The 20,539-nt window shown below is 48.0% G+C and carries 18 protein-coding genes and 1 pseudogene; 8 read left to right on the plus strand and 11 right to left on the minus strand.

What is annotated here, in order from left to right; all coding sequences use genetic code 11:
• Positions 1-34 precede the first annotated feature (34 nt).
• Positions 35-1,177 carry a patatin-like phospholipase family protein gene (locus tag CBP12_RS06155; protein WP_086963662.1) on the plus strand — a complete coding sequence of 381 codons (1,143 nt, stop codon included), beginning with the start codon at positions 35-37 and terminating at the stop codon, positions 1,175-1,177.
• Here CBP12_RS06155 and hda read toward each other — a convergent pair.
• The 3 genes from hda to upp all read right to left on the minus strand — a co-directional run bounded on the left by hda (position 1,172) and on the right by upp (position 3,896).
• Positions 1,172-1,879, minus strand: a complete 708-nt coding sequence (gene hda, locus CBP12_RS06160) for a DnaA inactivator Hda (protein WP_086963663.1) — start codon at positions 1,877-1,879, stop codon at positions 1,172-1,174. The genes CBP12_RS06155 and hda overlap by 6 nt on opposite strands.
• Positions 1,880-1,921: 42 nt before the next feature.
• Positions 1,922-3,103 carry a uracil-xanthine permease family protein gene (locus CBP12_RS06165; RefSeq protein ID WP_332454898.1) on the minus strand — a complete coding sequence of 394 codons (1,182 nt, stop codon included), beginning with the start codon at positions 3,101-3,103 and terminating at the stop codon, positions 1,922-1,924.
• A gap of 166 nt (positions 3,104-3,269) precedes the next feature.
• A complete protein-coding gene (upp, locus tag CBP12_RS06170; RefSeq protein WP_086963665.1) occupies positions 3,270-3,896 on the minus strand; it encodes a uracil phosphoribosyltransferase in 627 nt (208 codons plus the stop codon).
• Positions 3,897-4,333: 437 nt separating this feature from the next.
• On the opposite strand from upp, the gene purM reads away from it, so the two are divergent.
• The 3 genes from purM (at position 4,334) to CBP12_RS06185 (ending at position 7,478) form a co-directional block, all read left to right on the plus strand.
• A complete protein-coding gene (purM, locus tag CBP12_RS06175; RefSeq protein ID WP_086963666.1) occupies positions 4,334-5,389 on the plus strand; it encodes a phosphoribosylformylglycinamidine cyclo-ligase in 1,056 nt (351 codons plus the stop codon).
• Positions 5,386-6,045: a phosphoribosylglycinamide formyltransferase gene (gene purN / locus CBP12_RS06180; protein WP_086963667.1), complete on the plus strand. Its 660-nt coding sequence runs from the start codon at positions 5,386-5,388 to the stop codon at positions 6,043-6,045. The genes purM and purN overlap by 4 nt, the downstream gene beginning before the upstream one ends.
• A 206-nt stretch (positions 6,046-6,251) precedes the next feature.
• Positions 6,252-7,478: an MFS transporter gene (locus CBP12_RS06185; RefSeq protein ID WP_086963668.1), complete on the plus strand. Its 1,227-nt coding sequence runs from the start codon at positions 6,252-6,254 to the stop codon at positions 7,476-7,478.
• Position 7,479: 1 nt separating this feature from the next.
• On the opposite strand, the gene CBP12_RS06190 is transcribed toward CBP12_RS06185, so the two are convergent.
• Genes CBP12_RS06190 through lpcA form a run of 3 tightly spaced genes read right to left on the minus strand, consistent with a single transcriptional unit; the run spans position 7,480 to position 9,323 of the window.
• On the minus strand, positions 7,480-7,893 hold the full coding sequence (locus CBP12_RS06190; protein ID WP_198341868.1) for a DUF2177 family protein: 414 nt from the start codon (positions 7,891-7,893) through the stop codon (positions 7,480-7,482).
• Positions 7,894-7,944: 51 nt separating this feature from the next.
• Positions 7,945-8,736 (minus strand): class II glutamine amidotransferase, encoded by a 792-nt coding sequence (locus CBP12_RS06195; RefSeq protein WP_086963670.1) that lies wholly within the window; start codon positions 8,734-8,736, stop codon positions 7,945-7,947.
• A 5-nt stretch (positions 8,737-8,741) separates the two neighbouring features.
• Positions 8,742-9,323 carry a D-sedoheptulose 7-phosphate isomerase gene (gene lpcA / locus CBP12_RS06200; RefSeq protein WP_086963671.1) on the minus strand — a complete coding sequence of 194 codons (582 nt, stop codon included), beginning with the start codon at positions 9,321-9,323 and terminating at the stop codon, positions 8,742-8,744.
• A gap of 229 nt (positions 9,324-9,552) precedes the next feature.
• Here lpcA and fadE point away from each other — a divergent pair.
• A pseudogene (gene fadE, locus CBP12_RS06205) lies at positions 9,553-12,041 on the plus strand (acyl-CoA dehydrogenase FadE).
• A gap of 276 nt (positions 12,042-12,317) precedes the next feature.
• Here the strand turns inward: fadE and kdsA are convergent.
• From kdsA to hemA, 5 genes are read right to left on the minus strand one after another with little or no spacing between them, the layout of a single operon-like run.
• Entirely contained in the window at positions 12,318-13,166 is an 849-nt protein-coding gene (gene kdsA, locus CBP12_RS06210; RefSeq protein WP_086963672.1) for a 3-deoxy-8-phosphooctulonate synthase, read from the minus strand.
• 8 nt (positions 13,167-13,174) lie between these two features.
• Positions 13,175-14,242 carry a SirB1 family protein gene (locus CBP12_RS06215; RefSeq protein ID WP_232455169.1) on the minus strand — a complete coding sequence of 356 codons (1,068 nt, stop codon included), beginning with the start codon at positions 14,240-14,242 and terminating at the stop codon, positions 13,175-13,177.
• Positions 14,235-15,077, minus strand: coding sequence for a peptide chain release factor N(5)-glutamine methyltransferase (prmC, locus tag CBP12_RS06220; RefSeq protein WP_086963673.1), 843 nt, complete (start codon positions 15,075-15,077; stop codon positions 14,235-14,237). Before prmC ends, CBP12_RS06215 begins: the two co-directional genes overlap by 8 nt.
• Positions 15,078-15,090: 13 nt before the next feature.
• Complete coding sequence (prfA, locus tag CBP12_RS06225; RefSeq protein WP_086963674.1) at positions 15,091-16,176, minus strand: peptide chain release factor 1; 1,086 nt, start codon at positions 16,174-16,176, stop codon at positions 15,091-15,093.
• 20 nt (positions 16,177-16,196) lie between these two features.
• Entirely contained in the window at positions 16,197-17,456 is a 1,260-nt protein-coding gene (hemA, locus tag CBP12_RS06230; protein ID WP_086963675.1) for a glutamyl-tRNA reductase, read from the minus strand.
• A 123-nt stretch (positions 17,457-17,579) separates the two neighbouring features.
• Between hemA and lolB the strand changes: the two genes are divergently transcribed.
• The 3 genes from lolB to CBP12_RS06245 all read left to right on the plus strand — a co-directional run bounded on the left by lolB (position 17,580) and on the right by CBP12_RS06245 (position 20,466).
• Positions 17,580-18,155 (plus strand): lipoprotein insertase outer membrane protein LolB, encoded by a 576-nt coding sequence (gene lolB / locus CBP12_RS06235; protein WP_157420057.1) that lies wholly within the window; start codon positions 17,580-17,582, stop codon positions 18,153-18,155.
• A gap of 171 nt (positions 18,156-18,326) precedes the next feature.
• On the plus strand, positions 18,327-19,178 hold the full coding sequence (ispE, locus tag CBP12_RS06240) for a 4-(cytidine 5'-diphospho)-2-C-methyl-D-erythritol kinase (RefSeq protein ID WP_086963677.1): 852 nt from the start codon (positions 18,327-18,329) through the stop codon (positions 19,176-19,178).
• Between the two features lie 340 nt (positions 19,179-19,518).
• Positions 19,519-20,466 (plus strand): ribose-phosphate pyrophosphokinase, encoded by a 948-nt coding sequence (locus CBP12_RS06245; RefSeq protein ID WP_157420059.1) that lies wholly within the window; start codon positions 19,519-19,521, stop codon positions 20,464-20,466.
• Positions 20,467-20,539: the final 73 nt, after the last annotated feature.

Raw genomic sequence — 20,539 nt, forward strand, 5'->3', positions numbered from 1 at the left:
CAAATCCTTATACTGGCTAAAAAGAGAGGGATCTATGGACTCAGAAGAAAGTAACGCTTGTGCCTTAGTGCTCACCGGAGGCGGCGCTAGAGCGGCGTATCAAGTAGGGGTGCTTAAGGCCATTGCTGAGCGTTTACCACGAGGCCAAGCCATCCCTTTTCCTATTTTAGTGGGCACTTCTGCCGGCGCTATTAATGCCACGGCACTGGCTTGTTATGCCTCTTGTTTTCAATTGGGTGTTAAGAAGCTGGAGCATGTGTGGAGCAATTTACATACCCAAGATGTATTGCGCTTGCAGGTGGGGAAAGTAGTCGGTCACTCTCTCAAAAGCGTGTTTTACAGTGCCCTTGGTAAGCCATCGCAAATTGCGCTGCCTTGGTTTGATAACAGTCCGCTAGAGCGACTATTAGAAAAGCTGATTGATTTTCAACGCATCGATAATAATTTACTTTATGGCGCACTCGAAGTGTTAGCCATTACCGCGTCTAATTATAATACCGGTGACTCCACCACGTTTTACCAAGGTCGCCCTTATCACGAGCCGTGGGCCAGAGCGGGCCGTTCTGGGCGTTCAGCAATTATTGCCTCGCCTCATTTAATGGCAAGCAGCGCACTGCCTTTTATTTTTAAACCTTGTCGCTTACAAAACCACCATTATGGCGATGGATCCATTCACCAACTCAATCCACTAAGCCCGGCTATTCACTTAGGCGCCCAGCGCATTTTAATTGTTAGCTTAGCGCCTGATGAGCGCAGTGCTACTACACTGCCAAGCGACCCAAGCAGCTCAGACATTGCCGGCCATTTATTGGATACGGTTTTTACCGATGCGCTCACCTCAGATATTGAACGCCTACAGCGAGTTAATAACACCATTAAGCTGATTCCTGAGCGCAAGCGCGAGCAACTCTCACTGCGCCACATTGATAATTTAGTATTAAAACCCAGTAAAAACCTTGATGCCATGACCCATCAGCACTTTGACAAGCTGCCCTATAATATTCGCTCATTACTGCGTTTATTTGGCGTTAACGCCGGTGATGCCACGGGGCTATCTAGCTTTTTATTGTTTGAAAAAGACTACTGTAAGGAGCTTATTGCGCTGGGCTATCAAGACACGCAAGCGCGCTTAGAGGAAGTGTGTACTTTTTTGGGCATCACGCCCATTGCGCTATAAGCCTAATACTTCTTTGGCAAAGGGGGTGCTAATTTTACGTTTAGCTTGAAAAGAGGCATTGTCTAATAAGTCTAATGCCGCTAATAAGGTATTCATATCTCGAGATAAACGGCTTAGCAAAAAACGTCCCACATCGGTGGGTAGCTTAAAACCACGCAGCTCAGAGCGTAACTGCAAAGCACTTAGCTTACCTTCATCATCTAGCGGTTTAAGTTGGTACGCCACTCCCCAATCCAAGCGAGAAGCTAAATCCGCTAAGCGCAACCCCACATGGCGCGGTGCATGATTAGCCGTTACCACTAATGAGCCAACGCCTTTTTCATGGCGGCGATTAAAAAAGTTAAACACCGCCTGCTCCCAGCTAGCCACGCCGGCAATGGCATCCAAATTATCTAAGCACACCAGCGCTAATTGCTCCATGCCATCCAAAATATGCGGTGACATTTGAGGATGTAAGTCGAGCGAAATATAGCCAGCGACCGCTTGCTCACTATCTAATTCCGCACAGGCCGCATGCAGTAGATGGGAGCGACCACTGCCTTCTTGCCCCCAAAAATAAAGCAAATTATCGCCCTGGCCAATGGCGGCGTTTTTTAAGGCGGTGATCAGCTGAGCATTATCGCCTGGGTAAAAACTGGCAAAAGTTTCATCGTCGGGCAATTGTACGGCTAAAGCGAGTTGCTGCTGAGTGTCATCTATCATATAAGCTCGGCCTCAGGCCCGAGAATGTTCGTCACTGGTAGGCTAGTGCACCGGACTTTTAGGTAAGACCAGATTTAATAAGATACCGACTATACCGCATAAGCTAATGCCTTGTAGACTAAAGCCACCAATTCCAAACGCCATGCCACCAATACCAAAGATCAAAATAACCGCCACAATACAAAGGTTGCGCGCTTGAGAAAGATCCACTTGGTGCTTAATCAAACTATTTAAGCCCACGGTAGCAATAGAGCCAAACAACAAAATCATAATGCCGCCCATAACAGGCGCGGGAATACTCAGCATGAGCGCACCAAACTTGCCGACAAATGCCAATACAATGGCAAAGCCTGCCGCCCACGTCATGATCACCGGATTAAAATTTTTAGTCAGCATCACAGCACCGGTCACTTCTGAATAAGTAGTATTAGGCGGACCACCAAAACACGCCGCACCCATAGTGGCAATGCCATCACCTAAGATGGTGCGATGCAACCCTGGTTTTTTTAGATAATCTTTACCTGTTACTGAGCTAATCGCTAAAATATCACCAATATGCTCAATGGCCGGCGCTATGGCCACCGGCAACATAAACAGCACTGCCTGCCAATGCCACTGTGGCGCCACAAAATGGGGGAGAGAGAACCAAGCAGCACTGGTTACGCCACTAAAGTCCACCACCTTAAAATAAAGAGCTAAGCCATAACCCACCGCAATACCGGCGGTAATAGGCACCAATCGAAACACTCCTTTAGCCATAGTGGACACTAATAAGGTGGTAAGCAGTGCGGGCAGCGATAACCACAGCGCAATATTTTGTTCAATTAATACCGCTGAACCATCGCCTGTTTTTCCAATCGCCATATTCACCGCCATGGGCGCCAGCCCCAGGCCAATGACCATGATCACCGGCCCCACTACCACCGGCGGCAACAGTCGCGTTAATAAGGCAGTACCGCGCCAGCGTATCAGCTGGCTTAAAAGTACATACATAAAGCCAGCGGCCATAATGCCGCTCATGGTGGCAGGAATACCCCAAGTTTGTACGCCATATAAAATAGGTGCAATAAAAGCAAAGGAAGAGGCTAAAAAAATGGGCACCTGGCGCTTAGTGCAAATTTGAAAGACTAAGGTGCCAAGCCCAGCAGTAAATAAAGCAACGTTAGGGTCAAGACCGGTAATTAAAGGCATTAATACCAGCGCGCCAAAGGCCACAAATAACATTTGTGAGCCCGCCAGTGCTTGGCGCAAAGGACTATGGGTAATGGCTATTTCGGGCTCGGGTGAAGTGGGCGCATTTGGCGCAGAATCAGACGTCATCGACTAGACCTTAGTTGACTAATAAAAAATTAACGGAAAAAAACCGGCCATGGCCGGTTTTAAAAATCAGTTACTTAGTACCAAATATTTTATCGCCGGCATCCCCTAAGCCGGGGATAATATAACCATTACTATCGAGGCGCTCATCAATACCTGCGCAATAGACCTCTACCTCGGGATGTGCTGCCTCTAATGCACGTAGGCCCTCAGGTGCCGCCACTAATACGATAACTTTAAAGTGCTGGCAGCGTTTTTCTTTTAATAAGTCGATAGTAGCAATCATAGAGCCACCCGTGGCCAGCATAGGATCCACAATTAAGGCGATACGCTCATCAATATGGCTCACTAACTTATTAAAATAATGCACCGGTTGTAAGGTGTCTTCATCACGATATACCCCCACTACACTCACTCGTGCGCCGGGCATGTGTTCTAGTACGCCATCCATCATGCCTAAACCGGCACGCAAAATAGGCACCACTGTGACTTTTTTGCCTTTTAGCTGATCGACGACGGTAGGGCCATTCCAGCCTTCTATGGTAGTGGTTTCGGTTTCAAAATCTGCTGTGGCTTCATAAGTGAGCAAGCTGCCAACTTCTCTGGCCAGCTCGCGAAAGCGTTTGGTGCTAATGTCGGCTTCGCGCATTAACCCTAACTTGTGTTTAACTAAAGGGTGTTTAACCTCAACGACTTTCATTCACCTATTCTCCCGACTTGTGTCTGCGCAGCCACACATGGACAACGCCCATATGCACAAAAAAACCGCAAAATTTTATCATAAAAAAATCATCAACGGCAGATTTTTCCCACACTGACTTTAATATTTTCCAAATAAACACTAACTCATCAAATTACTAAACTCACGCTTAAGTGCGTAATATGTGAACTCAACAAGCTCTGTTTATGTTTCAGGCGCAGAGCAATTATTTTAGCCCGTGGATGCGTGCGCAACTGTCTCTTTTTTAAAATGCATTTACGTCTCAGGTCGCTGTGAGCTAGCACTGTATGGCGCATTAAATTAGAATAGCCAGCGAAACCGAGGCAAACCGCTAACCGTGTTAGTTTTTAGCCATGCCAGCCCCAATCTGGCGCGCTAAAATAACCAGGATAGCCACACTGTCTACCCCCCAAATAATGACAAGGTACTTTCTCGTGACGCAGAACAAACCCCTGAGCTATAAAGACGCTGGTGTCGATATTGATGCTGGTAATGCACTGGTAGAACGCATTAAAGGCGTGAGCCGTCGCACACAACGCCCAGAAGTAATGGGCGGACTCGGGGGCTTTGGCGCATTGTGCCAGCTTCCCACCGGCTATAAAGAACCGGTATTAGTAGCCGGCACCGATGGTGTTGGCACCAAATTACGCTTAGCTATCGATCTTAAACGCCACCAAGGCGTGGGCATCGACTTAGTTGCCATGTGCGTTAATGATTTAATTGTACAAGGTGGCGAGCCGCTATTTTTTCTCGATTACTATGCCACCGGTAAATTAGACGTAGACGCCGCCGCTGAAGTCGTTACTGGCATAGGTAAAGGCTGTGAGCTCAGTGGTTGTGCCCTCATTGGTGGTGAAACCGCAGAAATGCCCGGCATGTATCAAGCCGGTGATTACGACCTCGCCGGTTTTTGCGTAGGTGTGGTAGAAAAAAGTGCCATTATCGATGGCACTAAAGTGGCCGCCGGTGATGCGTTAATCGCTCTCGCTTCCAGTGGTCCGCACTCTAATGGCTTTTCGCTGATCCGTAAAATTTTAGAAGTCAGTAACGCCGACTTACAGCAGCCCCTAGCTAACACTACCTTAGCCGATGCGCTAATGGAGCCCACGCGCATTTATGTAAAACCGGTATTAGCCTTACAGAAAAAATTTGATATTCATGCGCTAAGCCATATTACCGGTGGCGGTTTTTGGGAAAACATTCCTCGCGTCTTACCAAAAGGCACGAAAGCACTCATTGATGGCAGCAGCTGGCAGTGGCCAGAGGTGTTTAATTGGTTACAAAAAGCGGGCAACGTAGAAACGAAAGAAATGTATCGCACCTTTAACTGTGGTGTGGGCATGGTGATCGCCCTACCCGCAGCGCAAGCTAAGGCCGCCGTAGACTTTATGAACAACCAAGGCGAGCAATGCTGGTTAATTGGTCACATTGATAGCGCAAGTACTGATGAAGAGCAGGTTGAAATTAAATGAGTGTTGCCCAAGCAAGCCGCACGACTAATAACATAGTGGTGCTTATTTCCGGTAATGGCAGTAATTTACAAGCGCTGCTCGACCAATCTCCGCCATTAGGCGGTGAAATTGTGGCGGTAGTGAGCAATAACGCCAATGCCTATGGCTTAACGCGCGCTCAAGACGCAGGCATTGCCAGTCATGTGGTAGACCATAAAGACTTTAGTGATCGGTTAAGCTTTGATAAGGCGCTAATGGCAATCATTGACCAATATGAGCCTAATTTGGTCGTGCTGGCCGGCTTTATGCGTATTTTAACGCCAGAATTTGTCCAGCATTATCAACATTGCTTGCTTAATATTCATCCCTCTTTACTCCCTCGCTATCAAGGCTTACACACCCATCAACAAGCCATTGATGCCGGTGATGCCGAGCATGGTTGCAGTGTGCACTTTGTCACCGACCACCTCGATGGCGGGCCGGTTATCTTGCAAGCGCAAGTGCCAGTATTTGAAGATGATGATGCAGCAGGCCTTGCCGAGCGCGTACAAGTCCAAGAGCATGCGATTTATCCACTCACCATACGCTGGTTTTGTGAAGGTCGCGTAGTACTGTATCAGGGTAAAGCTTATCTTGATGGCGCCCTGCTGCCTGAACAAGGTTATGCCCAAGAATAGCGTTAGACATTAGATGAAAATAATAAACCTCGAGTCTCACGGCTCGGGGTTTTGTTTTTTAAGCGGTCGTTAACAATACCTTAGGCTTTAACACCCAACAATCAGAGCCAATGCAAGACGCCATGGCACTTTTCCCTTAAGATGGCCCTCCATTTTTATTGCGATCCCCGCGCTTCGCTGAACTTAATCTAGGTAATAACGTAGTTATGACGACAGATGTGAACCTTCCCCACTCCCGCTTGCCACCAACGCGCACGGTTAAGCGAGGCGTTATTTTACTGGTCTTAGCACTGGGTACTTTTATCTTAGGCTTGGCAGAGTTTTCAATGATGCCGATGCTGCCTCTTATCAGTGACACATTTAATAGTACGCCTGCGCAAAGTGGCTATGCCATTAGTGCTTATGCACTTGGCGTGGTGGTAGGGGCGCCTATTTTAATGCTGGCAACGGCCAATATTAAAAAGCGCACCGCCTTATTAATATTTTTAAGCTTAATGGCGGTAGCTAATACCTTAAGTGCCTTTGCTAGCTCACTTGAGCAATTGGTATTGTTTCGATTTTTAAGTGGCCTGCCCCACGGCGCTTATTTTGGCGCCGCTATTTTATTTGCCTCTACCCTAGCGCCTCTTGGCAAGCGAGCCCGCTTTATGTCGAATGTCTTTATGGGCTTAACCATTGCCACCATAGTCGGCGTGCCTATTACCACCTTAGTAGGACAATATTTAAGTTGGCGATATTGCTTGGCCGGTGCTGGCGTCTTATCTTTTATCGCCTTTATCTGCGTGTATCGCTTAGTACCACAACTCAAAAACAGCCAAGCGTCTCATTTATTAAATGAGTTAGGGGTATTAAAAGATAAACTGGTGTGGTCGATATTGGGCATAGTGATTATTGGTTTTGGTGGGGTATTTTGTATTTACACTTATATTGCCGACACCATGTTAGACGTCACGCAAAGCCCGGCTTACACTATTTCGATTGCCATGGTGATGTTTGGCATTGGCTCTACTTTAGGCAATTATGTGTTAGGGAAAGCCGCCGATAAGTCGGCTCTTAATAGCACCGGCTGGGTATTAGTAGGCGCGGTATTGTTTGGGATAGCTTATGTCTGGGCCAGTCAGCATCTTTGGCTATTATATGGCGTGGTCTTTTTTATTGGCTGCAGCCTAGGGCTTGCCACTTTAATTCAAAGCTTATTAATGGATGTGTCACCAACTGGTCACGCCATGATAGGCGCGCTGGTACAATGTGCCTTTAATATTGCTAACGCCATTGGACCTTGGTTAGGCGGCATTATGATAGCCAACGGCGGTGCGCCCAGCGACACCGGTTATGTGGCTGCGACGTTATTTGGTGGTGGCTTAGTGATGTGGGCGCTAAGCTATATTCAGATACAGCGCCAACAACATAAGCTTGCTCTGTGTAAGGTGTAAATTAAGCTAGCCAGTTAAAGCGATAAGCCAGCGCGGCCACTCCAGCACTTACGGCACCCGTTAATAAGCCGCCCCACAGAAAATCCACGAGGGCGGTTTCTAGAGTAAAGCCTTTATAGAGAGCCAAGTTAGTAAAGTCGTAGGTGCCATAGGCCATTAATCCAATTAGGCCTCCCAGCAAGAAAATGCCAATCACGCTAGTACCGACTTTAATTTGTGGATATAGCACTAAGAGACACAGCGCTAATATATAAAAAAGATAAAACGCACCGGCAGCCCCCATATTGGGTTTATCTGCAAGTAAATGACCTATTCTTGGCTCATAGAATAAGCCCTTCATGGTGGTTAACCACACTGTATCCACTCCCAAAAAGATAACTACTGCCGCCAGATAAACAAAGACATAGCCCATCATATTATCCTTTTGTTGTACGCGCGTAATGGCCCTTTGTTTTAGCCTAGTCGACTAAACTAAGTCGGTGGCAGCAATACGCTCACCCAGTAAGAATAAATTAAACTCTCCAGGCTGCATTTTCTGCCACGGCTCATTATGAGTTAGCGGTTGCGTGGCAATCACGGTCACGACATCGTTGGGTGTGGTTTCTTTTTGAAAGTCTATTTCTACATCTTCATCAATTAAACGGGCGGGGCCAAAAGGGGCGCGACGAGTTAACCAATGTAAGTTATTAGTACAATAGGTCATTAAATACTCGCCATCGGTAAGCAGCATATTAAAGACCCCAAAACCGCGCAGCTCATCGCATAAACTGGCCACATACTGAAACATGGCTCGCATCTCGGCCCCCGCTTCGGGCTTAGTGGGGTAGCGACGCTCCATGGCATCGAGTAGCCAACAAAAAGCTAATTCACTGTCGGTTTCGCCCACCGGATTATGACGCCCAGTTTGCAAATGACTGTAATCACTTAACTGGCCATTATGAGCAAAGGTCCAATAACGTCCCCACAATTCACGAGTAAAAGGATGAGTGTTTTCAAGTGCAATGCCGCCGCGATTCGCTTGGCGAATATGACTGATCACAGAGCAGCTTTTAATGGGATACTCTTGTACTAATTTAGCAATGCGTGACTGGCTAGAAGGCTTAGGATCCTTAAAGGTGCGCAAGCCTTTACCTTCGTAAAAGACGATGCCCCAGCCATCTTTATGGGGGCCGGTGCGCCCGCCCCGTTGAATTAGGCCGGTAAAGCTAAAACAAATATCCGTGGGCACATTCGCGCTCATCCCTAGCAGTTCACACATAATAGTTACGCTTGCTCCATTTCTTTTTCAATTAATTGGATCAAAATATGAATAATCTTAATGTGCACTTCTTGGATACGATCTGCATAACCAAAATGAGGAACTCGGATTTCAATGTCTGCCAGACCCGCCATCTTGCCGCCATCTTTACCAGTGAGTGCGATAACTTTAATGCCCTTCGCCTTAGCAGCAGTAATCGCATTAATAATATTGGCTGAATTACCGCTAGTAGATAAACCAAACAGCACATCCCCTGGCTGACCCACGGCTTCTAAATAGCGTGAAAAGACAAATTCAAAACCAAAATCATTGGCCACACAAGAAATATGGCTAGGATCTGAGATGGCAATGGCCGCATAGCCAGGGCGATTTTCTCGATAGCGCCCCGTTAATTCTTCGGCAAAGTGCATGGCATCACAGTGAGAGCCGCCATTACCACAAGACAATACTTTTGAGCCGGCCTTAAAACGCTCAGCCAATAACTTAGCAGCCTGCTCAATTGCCGCTAAATTATTGTCATCGGCTAAGAAGCGCTGTAGCACCTCACTCGCTTCTATCAGTTCGTTGCGGATCAGACTCTGATACATGGAATTGCCTCTCACTCACAAAAAATCTATTTTGGCATAGATTACGCCAAGCGCCCAGCGCCGTGGTGCCTTGAGAAGGCGCACCATTCACAGTTCACTTAATTAATAACAGTAGCTAAGTAACGCCGTTAACTTTTTCATTACTTGATTTAAACATTTGTATACCTTACAACTAATCACATACAGGTCTGACCTGACTTTACATAATTCCCTGCCAAAGGAGTGTTTGATGATAACCCTACTACTGCTCTTGCTTGCTTGGGGAGTGTTGGCCTATCGCCGCGCGCCGTTAGGCACTTTTACTATTACCACCGCTGTCATCTTAATCGCTGGCACCTTATGGGGTGAAGTAGGCCCCGCAAGCTGGCTTATCTTTGTGCTGGTGGCCGCCCTTATTAATATCTTAGCGCTGCGCACCTCTCTACTCAGTGCGCCTATGTTTCGACTGTATAAGCGCATTATGCCCCAAATGTCGAGAACCGAGCGTGAGGCCATAGAAGCCGGCACCGTCTGGTGGGAAGCTGAGCTATTTGCAGGCAAACCAAACTGGGAGCGGTTGCACGCTTTTCCAAAACCTAAGCTTAGCGAAGAAGAACAAGCGTTCTTAGATGGGCCGGTGGCCGAAGTTTGCCGCATGACCAACGACTGGCAAGTCACTCATGAATTAGCCGACTTATCACCCGAGGTGTGGGCCTATTTAAAAGAGCATAAGTTTTTTGCCATGATCATTAAAAAACAATATGGCGGCTTAGAATTCTCTGCTTATGCTCAGTCTCGGGTATTACAAAAACTCTGTACCACCAGCGCCGTGTTAGCTTCTACGGTAGGTGTGCCCAACTCCCTTGGGCCGGGTGAGCTATTGCAGCACTATGGCACCACAGCCCAAAAAGATTATTATTTACCCCGTCTAGCAGCGGGAGAAGAAATTCCCTGTTTTGCGCTCACCGGCCCTGAAGCAGGCTCTGATGCCGGCGCAATTCCCGATGTGGGCATTATTTGTAAAGGGGAATGGCAAGGCGAGCAAGTGCTTGGTATGCGCTTAACATGGAATAAACGCTATATTACGCTCGCGCCTATTGCTACCGTACTAGGCTTGGCTTTTAAGCTACAAGACCCAGATGCCTTATTGGGTAATAAGCCAAACTTAGGCATTACTTGTGCCTTAATTCCTACCGACTTAGCCGGCATTACCATTGGCCGGCGCCATTTTCCGCTGAACGTGCCTTTTCAAAACGGCCCAACCCAAGGTCAAAATGTCTTTGTGCCCTTAAGCTTTATTATTGGCGGGCCCGAGATGGCCGGACAAGGATGGCGCATGTTGTCAGAGTGTCTATCGGTGGGGCGTGGCATCACTCTTCCCTCTACCGCCACTGCTGGCACTCGTCTGTCTGCATTAGCATCGGGCGCTTATAGTCGAATTCGTCGCCAGTTTCGTATTCCTATTGGCAAGATGGAGGGGATTGAAGAACCCTTGGCACGCCTTGGCGGTAATGCCTATCTTTCTGATGCGGCAAGTCAGCTCACCGTCACCGGCATAGATATGGGTGAAAAACCCTCAGTAATTTCAGCCATTGTGAAATACCATCTTACTCATCGCAGTCAGCAATGTTTAATTGATGCTATGGATATTCATGGCGGCAAAGGCATTTGTTTAGGGCCTAATAACTATTTAGCCCGTGGCTACCAAGGCGCTCCCATCGCCATCACAGTCGAAGGCGCAAATATTTTAACGCGCTCTATGATCATCTACGGCCAAGGCGCTATTCGTTGCCACCCTTTTGTATTAAAAGAAATGTTAGCAGCACAAGTCCCCGACCCGCAGAGCGCACTGCGCCAATTTGATGCCGCTGTGTTTGGTCATATTGGCTTTGCTATTAGCAACCTGGTGGCCAGTTTATGGTTAGGCCTCACTAATGCTCGCTTTAGCATGAGTCCCGTCACGGATGCCACCGCCCCTATTATCGCCATATGAACCGCTTAAGCGCCAACTTAAGCCTATTATCTGATATTTCTATGGCTACCTTAGGTGGCGAGCTTAAACGAAAAGAGCGACTCTCGGCGCGGCTTGGCGATATCTTAAGTCAGCTTTATTTAGTGTCCGCCACCTTAAAGCGCTTTAATGATGAAGGCCGCCCTGAGGCGCTCTTACCTTTGGTACACTGGGCTTGCCAAGATGGCTTATATCAGGCGCAAAGCGCAATGCTAGGATTATTAGACAACTTTCCTTCACGCTTAACCGCGCTATTATTGGATGTGATCATTATGCCCTGGGGCCCGCGTTTAATGGCACCCTCGGATCGCTTAGATAAAGTCGTAGCGCGTTCACTACAAAATACCGGTGGGGTGCGCGATGCACTGGCGAAAGATTTATACCTTACGCCTGAGGCAAGCAATCCGCTGGGCATGCTAGAGCAGGCCTTACTGGATATTGAACAAGCAGAGCCTATTTATAATAAAATAGTGGATGTGCTGGGGCGGCGCCCCTTCACCGGTTTAGATAAGCTAGGCGAAGAAGCCCTAAGCGCAGAAATTATTACTCAAGAACAAGCAGCCATATTAAGCAAAGCCGAAACTAGCCGCTTACAGACCATTAACGTGGATGATTTTGCACCACTGGATTTGGTGGTCAATAAAGCGCTCTTTAAGGATGATCTCTATAATGAACCCACGGCGCATCGCCCTAAGCTAAAAGTCACATTGACTGCTAAAAACTCTTAAGCGGCTTTATTATTAAGAGATAAAGACTAACACCAGATCCTGATTTTCATCAGGATGACGACAAAAAAGCACCGAGTTTGAGCTCGGTGCTTTTTATTTTAGCTTGATGCTGGACGCTGCTCTTAGTTATGGGCCGTCATGCCGGACTTGCTCCGGTATCTCGCAGTGATGGTTAAGGGCTAAAGACTAACACCAGATCCTAATTTTCATCAGGATACGCTACAAAAAAACCCCGCGCCTGCAATCAGGCTCGGGGTTTTATTTTAGCAAACGCGCTCAGTTCGCCGTATCTAGCAGCGCAAAGCTTTTGATTAAGTCATCTAAGGCCTTAAGCTGCGCTAAAAAAGGCTCAAGCTTGGCCAGCGGTAAGGCACTGGGGCCATCACATTTTGCATTAGCGGGATCAGGGTGAGCTTCTAAAAATAACCCTGCCACTCCGGTAGCCAAGCCGGCACGAGCCAGATCAACAATTTGCTCACGCCGCCCGCCAGAGGCTTCGCCGAGCGGATCTCGACACTGTAAAGCGTGCGTAACATCAAAAATAATCGGCGCCCCTTGGCTGGCTTTTTTCATTACGCCAAAGCCCAGCATATCCACCACTAAATTATCGTAACCAAAGTTTGCGCCTCGCTCGCACAGCAAGAGTTGCTCATTACCGCATTCAATAAACTTATCAACGATATTTTTCATCTGTCCTGGGCTTAAAAACTGCGGTTTTTTAATATTAATCACCCGCCCTGTTTTTGCCATGGCTTCCACTAAGTCAGTTTGGCGAGCTAAAAAAGCCGGCAGTTGAATGACATCGGCCACTTCAGCCACAATGGGGGCCTGATAGGGTTCATGCAAGTCGGTAATAATCGACACCTTAAAAGTATCTTTCACTTCTTGCAAAAGCTTCATGCCCTCTTCTAAGCCTGGGCCGCGATAAGAATAAATAGAAGAGCGATTGGCTTTATCCCAGCTGGCTTTAAAGACATAAGGAATGCCGAGCTTTTCGGTGATCTGTACAAAGTGCTCACAGCTTTTTAGGGCAAGGTCGCGCGACTCTAAAACGTTAATGCCCCCAAATAACACAAAGGGTTTATCGTTAGCCACAGGGATCTGATTAATATGAACGGTTTTCATCACGGCTCCTAATGAAGGACAGGGGCGAGCAAGTCCAATGCCAAGGCTTGTACTTGTAATACATCCGCCAGCGGATCGTCTGGGCATTGTTCAATAAAATATTCAAAGTCTTCGCTGGCTAGTTGATGACACTCGAGCTGTTCATATAAAAAGCCCCGATCGCGGCGCTCTAAGGGACAGTCGGGGCGCAATGAAATTAGCAACTGGCTGCACATCAGCGCATGGCGAAAATGTTTATGATGAATAAACGATGCTTTAGTGACATCGAGAAGGCGCAAAATAATATCTAGCGGCTCAGCTGCCACTAAGTGCTTAGCACTTAATTTAGCTAAGTTGCCACGCGCCCCGCGCAGCAATAACTCAATATGGTGATGACTTAAGCGCTGGCCACTAAAAGGATCAATAATCTGGCTGGCGGCACAGCGCTCTAGGTTGATCTCAGCACTTTTTTCTAATGAGTCTTTGGCCGTTAATTCATCAAATACGCGCACTAAAAAGTGACCTGGAAAGTTAATGCCCTCGGCCTCAATATTAAAGTGCTCACATAAGTGCAGCAATAACACCGCCATGCTCACGGGAATACCGCGCCGACGGCTTAAAATACGATCCATTAAGCAGTTATCGACCGCAAAAAATTGCTCCCAATCGCCCACTAAGCCCATGGGGCCATATAAGGCGGCCAACAGTTGTTGGCTGGGCAACATGCCTTCACTATCTTGTGCCATATAGCTGGCAAGCTCGGCTTCCAATTGGGCTAAGTCATGTTGGGCACGCGTACGCGCGGGGAGGCCATATAAGCTTTCTACAATATCGAGCGCCATGGTCATTAAGCTCGGTAGCGCATCCACTTGCCAGCTTCTGCTCACTTGGCTATTAAGCATGCGCGCATTCGCAGCTATCATTTCGTTTATTTCACAGCGATGCGCTTCGCTGGTGCTGCTCTGCTCATCAAGAGTTGCGAGCCGACGCTTAGCGGTAATAACCATAGGCTCAGCGTCGTTGTCCTCATCTTGCAGACTATCTTCTAATTCAATATCAAAAAATAAATTATCGTCAATGTTGTACTTGTTAGACATGCAGCCTCCCAGACCACTGAGCCAAGGTGATACGCTCATTACCGCCATAATCACACCGCGTTTGTACGCTTTGATAACCGTGTTGGGTGCAGTAATCGCGCACTTGTGCCCCTTGTTGCCAGCCGTGCTCTAGCAACAGCCAGCCTTGTGCTGTTAAATAATGGGGAGCTTGGCGAATAAGATGCACTAAATCTGCCAGCCCCGCCTGCGGCGCCACTAACGCAGAAGCCGGCTCAAAGCGCAGATCGCCTTGCTCTAAATGAGGATCTGTTACGTCAATATAAGGGGGATTAGATAAGATCATATCAAAGGTCATTCCCGCTAGCGGCTCAAACCAACTGCCATGGTGCACTTCAATATCTAGCCCAAGACGCGCGCTATTGCGCTTTGCTAATGCCACGGCATTGGCATTAAACTCCACCGCCATCACGCAATCGTGAGGCCGTTCACTTTTAAGCGCTAAGGCAATCGCGCCGGTGCCGGTGCCTAAGTCCACCAGTTTGGCTGGGCTATTTGGCAGCAACTCGAGCGCCGCTTCAATCATAAGCTCGGTGTCGGGGCGAGGTATTAAGGTATCGGCGGAAACTTCGAGTAATAAAGTCCAAAAGCCCCGCTCTTTCGTTAAATGCGCAATAGGCTCGCCAAGCTTGCGGCGAGTGACTAAGGCTGTTAACTCACTTAGCTGCGCTGCTGTGAGTTGATACTCTGGCCAACTGAGTAAGAAATGCCGAGGTTTTGCTAGCACATGACACAATAATAAGTCGGCATCGAGCGCTGCAGTGTCCGAGTTTGTTAGCTGCTCACGCAGTCGATGTCGCCATTGCGCTAACGTCATACACTCATCACCATTAAGACTCAGACAAAGCCGCCAGCATATCGGCTTGATGCTCTTGCAAGATAGGCTGGGTCAGCATATCTAGGTTGCCTTCTAACACTTCATGTAAGCGATAGAGCGTTAAGTTAATGCGGTGATCCGATACTCGCCCTTGCGGGTAGTTATAGGTACGAATGCGATCGGAGCGATCACCGGTACTTAATAAATTACGGCGCACATCTTGCTCGGCGGCGTGGCGAATATCTTCTTCACGCTGAGCAAGACGCGAGTTTAATACCTTCATCGCCTGGGCCCGGTTTTTATGTTGCGAGCGCCCATCTTGGCACTCTACCACTAAGCCGGTGGGTAAGTGCGTAATACGAATGGCAGAGTCAGTTTTGTTTACGTGCTGACCACCAGCACCCGAGGCACGAAAGGTGTCCACGCGAATATCCGCAGGATTAATGACAATGGCTTCGGCTTCAGGAATTTCTGCCATGATAGCCACAGTACAAGCAGAGGTGTGCACCCGTCCTTGAGACTCGGTTTCGGGTACGCGCTGCACCCGATGCCCACCGGACTCAAACTTCATCTTACCGTATACGCCGGTGCCACTAATATGAGCGATAAGTTCTTTAAAGCCGCCATGCTCACCTTCATGAACGCTCACAATTTCAATTTGCCAGCGCTGTTGCTCGGCATATTTGCTGTACATGCGAAATAAGTCGCCCGCAAAAATGGCCGCTTCATCGCCACCGGCACCGGCGCGCAGCTCTAAGAAACAGTTATTATCGTCATTAGGATCTTTTGGCAGTAATAAAATTTGCAGCTGGTGGCTAAGCTCCGCAATGGTTTCTTTGGCGGTGGCCATTTCTTCTTCTGCCATCTCGCGCATTTCTTCATCATCTTCGGCGAGCATTTCTTGTGCGGCCGCTAAGTCGGCTTGTGCTTGGCAGTAGTTAACATAACAAGCCACCACATCTTCTAACTGGGCGTATTCTTTAGTGAGGGTGCGATATTGCTCTTGATCGCTGATCACCGAGGCTTCACTTAACAGTGCTTGAATTTCCTCATGGCGCTCTTGTAAGCCTTCTAGCTTTCTTAATATGGATTTATTCATGAATTCTCGCCGTGGCGCAATCAGTGTTGGCCAAGTTTTAAATTATGGGCAAGCACGGTTAGCAAGTCTTGATTGCCGTCTTTACCCGCTTGGTTGAGTGCCTGAGTGGGCGTGTGGATCAATTTATTGGTGAGGCGGCGTGCTAAACGCTGCAGCACTTGTTGGCTATCTTTGCCTTGGGCAAGTGCTTGCAGCGCTAATAATAATTCTTGTTGGCATACCTGCTCTGCATGACCGCGATAATCTTGAATGAGTTTGACCGACTCAAGCGAGCGATACCAGGCCATAAAGTTGTCACGCTCTTCTTCAATGATGATCTCTGCCTGATTAGCCGCTTGTTGGCGAGTGGCCATATTTTGCTCAATAATGCCTTGCAGATCGTCCACCGTATATAAGTAGGCGTCGTTTAGCTCATCCACTTCTGGCTCAATGTCTCTGGGCACGGCAATATCGACCAATAAAATCGGCTGTTGGCGCCGTGCTTTTAAGGCGCGCTCCACTAAGCCTTTACCAATAATGGGTAAAGGACTGGCGGTGGAGCTGATCACTATGTCCGCTTGCGGTAAATAATCGGGTATTTGCTCGAGCGTCATGATCTTGGCATCAAACTCTTGGGCTAAGTTTTGCGCACGCTCCAAGGTACGGTTGGCGACCATCATCTGACTGACTGCTTGTTCTTTTAAATGTCGCGCCACCAGCTCAATGGTTTCACCAGCCCCAACTAATAGCACCTTGGTGTGACTTAAGTCGGAGAAAATGCGCTTAGCTAAACTCACCGCGGCAAATGCCACCGACACGGCACTGGCACCAATTTCGGTTTCGGTGCGCACCCGTTTCGCCACAGAAAAGGTTTTTTGGAACATGCGATCTAGCGTGCCTTTAAGGCTACCCACTTTTTGCGACTGGGTATAAGCCAGCTTCATTTGCCCCAAAATTTGTGGCTCACCCAAGACTAAAGAGTCCAGACCACAGGAGACACGCATTAAATGGCGCACCGCTTCTTCACCGTGATATTGGTATAAGCAGCTATTGAGCTCATTTTCATCTAATTGATGAAAATTTTGCAGCCACATACGCACCAAATGGCTATCACCTTCCGGCTCTAAGCTACAATAGAGTTCCGTGCGATTACAGGTTGACAGTATCACCGCCTCACCTACGCCTTGGGTACACATGAGCTCCTGTAGGGCTCTAGGAGCCACTTCAGGACCAAATGCAACTCGCTCGCGTAGTGCGACGGATGCTGTCTTATGATTAATTCCCAGTACCAACAGGCTCATGAGGGTTGTATGCGGCTCGTTACATCTTTCAAGTAGCCGAGTATTGTACGAGAAACACTAAGCCTTTAAAAGCTGAGACGCTTACCCTTATACTTAGCTTTCATTTTTTATTGAGGATTAAACGTGCGCAATCTACTGATAATGTTCACGCTATTATGGCTAACAGGCTGTGCCTACAAGGCTGAGCAAGCGCCCGCTGGCTCTTGGCAAGCACAACAAAAAACGTTATCACAACTGCAAGATTGGCAACTTAGCGCCAAGCTTGGCATCGTTACTCCCGATGAAAGAGGCAGTTTAAGTTTATTTTGGCGACAAAACAGCCAAGATTATCGCATGAACTTAACCAATGTCGTGGGCAAGCGCGTGTTTGACTTAAGCCGCACCGGACAACGAGTGCAATTAACCGACAGTAAAGGCCAAGTGCATCAGGCTCAAAATGCCCGTGACTTAGTGCAGCAACTCACCGGCTGGAATTTACCAGTAGAACAATTGGCTTATTGGATTAAAGGGCTACCAGGAGCAGGCGATACCGTTATTTATGATGAGCATCAACGCCCTAAGACCATTCAAGCTCATGGCTGGGAATTAGAATATTTAGGCTATACCCAAATTGATGGCTTGTGGCTGCCAAGCCGTCTGAATTTAAGTCATGATGACACTCAATTACGACTCGCCATTAGCCAGTGGCAACTGAAATAGCGTGACTCACTACTATTCACTAAGCCTTAATTGATAAGGTTTTTCTCTTAGCGAAGGTCACTCTTATCTTTATTGCTCAGTGGCGCGGTGTTTTAGAGTTGAGGTTGTACTTACAACGCTCAGCATAAATGTATTGCGCTATTCATACCTCTATGATTAAGAGAGTTACTCATGCTAGTGCTTCCCGCGCCCGCTAAATTAAATTTATTTTTAACCATTACCGGTCAGCGTGCCGACGGTTATCACTTATTACAAACCTTGTTTCAGTTTGTCGACTTTGGCGATACCTTAAGCTTTAGCTTGGCACCCCAAGGACAGCTGAGCTTAATCGATGGCCCTGCCGATATTGAGCCTGAGCAAAATTTAATTATAAAAGCCGCTCGTTTATTACAAGCTCACACTCACACTCAACAAGGCGCGCAGATTAAGCTAACTAAGCGCTTACCCATGGGCGGTGGCTTAGGCGGTGGCTCCAGTGATGCCGCCACTACCTTATTGGCTCTAAATCACCTTTGGCAGCTAGGGTTAACGCGCGCTGCATTAGCCGAGCTTGGCTTGCGCTTAGGCGCAGATGTGCCGGTATTTGTGCACGGCTTTGCCGCCTTTGCCGAGGGCGTGGGCGAGCAGCTCACTGCGGTGGCTCCTGCTGAGCCTTGGTATTTAATCCTTTGGCCAGACATTTCCATCTCCACGGCCGGTATTTTTAACGAGCCTGAGCTTATTCGCAATAGTCCAAAACTTGCCCTAGCAGACTGGTTAAGTGGCAGTCATCCACAGGGGAAGTGGCGCAATGATTGCGAGCCATTGGTTAAAAAACGCCACCCCGAGGTTGCCAAGCTCCTTGGCTGGTTGGTAGAATATGCGCCGCCAAGAATGACGGGCACAGGTGCTTGTATCTTCGCCAGTTTTGACACTCAACAGGCGGCAGAGCAAGTATTAGCCAAGGCGCCTTCAGGCGTGTCAGGTTTTGTGGCGAAAGGCTGTAATCAGTCGCCATTAATTCGCGCCCTAGCGTTGCGTTAATTCGTTACGTTAGCGCAAATTAGCTTAACACTTAGGTAATCTCTAAGAGCTAAAGGTAATTTGCGCGTTAACTATGGCCACAACAGCAATGCCAGAAACTGGGGATGGGCCCACTTTCGCTCTTGTTTCCAAGGGTTAATTGACTGTTAGGTGTGATCGACAGGTTGATAAGGCTTACGCCATCTCGCCGTTTGCGTCATCTGACTCAACATCCTGTAAGATGCACTTTTATACTCCAGATTTACAAAACGGGCTGGATAGCGAAATTTTATTTCGTGATAACGGGTTCACGGCCCCGTCCAGTCTCGCCACCCATGAAACAATCCCGAGGTTTTCAACCGTGCCCGACATGAAGCTGTTTGCTGGTAATGCTACGCCGGAACTCGCCCAACGTATCGCTGATCGTTTGTTTATTAAACTGAGTGCTGCCGATGTTGGCCGTTTTAGTGACGGTGAGATCAGTGTGCAAATCAACGAAAATGTACGGGGCGGCGATGTGTTTATCATCCAGTCGACCTGTGCGCCAACCAACGATAATTTAATGGAACTGATCGTGATGGTAGATGCGCTTCGCCGCGCCTCTGCTGGGCGAATTACTGCCGTTATCCCCTACTTTGGTTATGCTCGCCAAGACAGACGCGTGCGCTCTTCTCGTGTGCCTATTACCGCTAAGGTAGTCGCCGACTTTTTATCGAGTGTGGGCGTGGATCGCGTGCTTACCGTTGACTTGCACGCCGAGCAAATTCAAGGCTTCTTTGATGTGCCAGTAGACAATGTATTTGGCACACCTGTGCTACTAGAAGATATGTTGGCTAAAAACCTGCAAGATGCCGTAGTTGTATCACCAGACATTGGTGGCGTAGTACGCGCTCGCGCCGTGGCTAAGTTACTAGATGAAACTGAAATTGCCATTATCGATAAGCGCCGCCCTCGAGCCAACGTTTCTCAGGTTATGAATCTTATTGGTGATGTTGAAGGTCGCGATTGTGTGATTGTCGATGACATGATTGATACCGGCGGCACCTTGTGCAAAGCTGCAGAAGCACTGAAAGAGCGTGGCGCTAAGCGCGTATTCGCCTATGCCACTCATGCCGTGTTCTCTGGTAATGCTTATCAAAACATCAAAGACTCAGTGATTGATGAAGTGATCATTACCGACTCTGTGCCGCTAAGCGAAGAAATTAAATCCCTAGACAAAGTGAAGCAGTTATCACTGTCACCTATGCTGGCAGAAGCCATTCGTCGCATTAGCAACGAAGAGTCTATCTCAGCGATGTTTGAGCATTAAGTTGCAAAACATAGCGCCGAGCGCCTAGCGAAATAAAACCCCGAACCCGCAAAGGTTCGGGTTTTTTTTTATG

The sequence above is a fragment of the Oceanisphaera avium genome (assembly GCF_002157875.1).
GTDB classification, from domain to species: Bacteria; Pseudomonadota; Gammaproteobacteria; order Enterobacterales; family Aeromonadaceae; genus Oceanimonas; species Oceanimonas avium.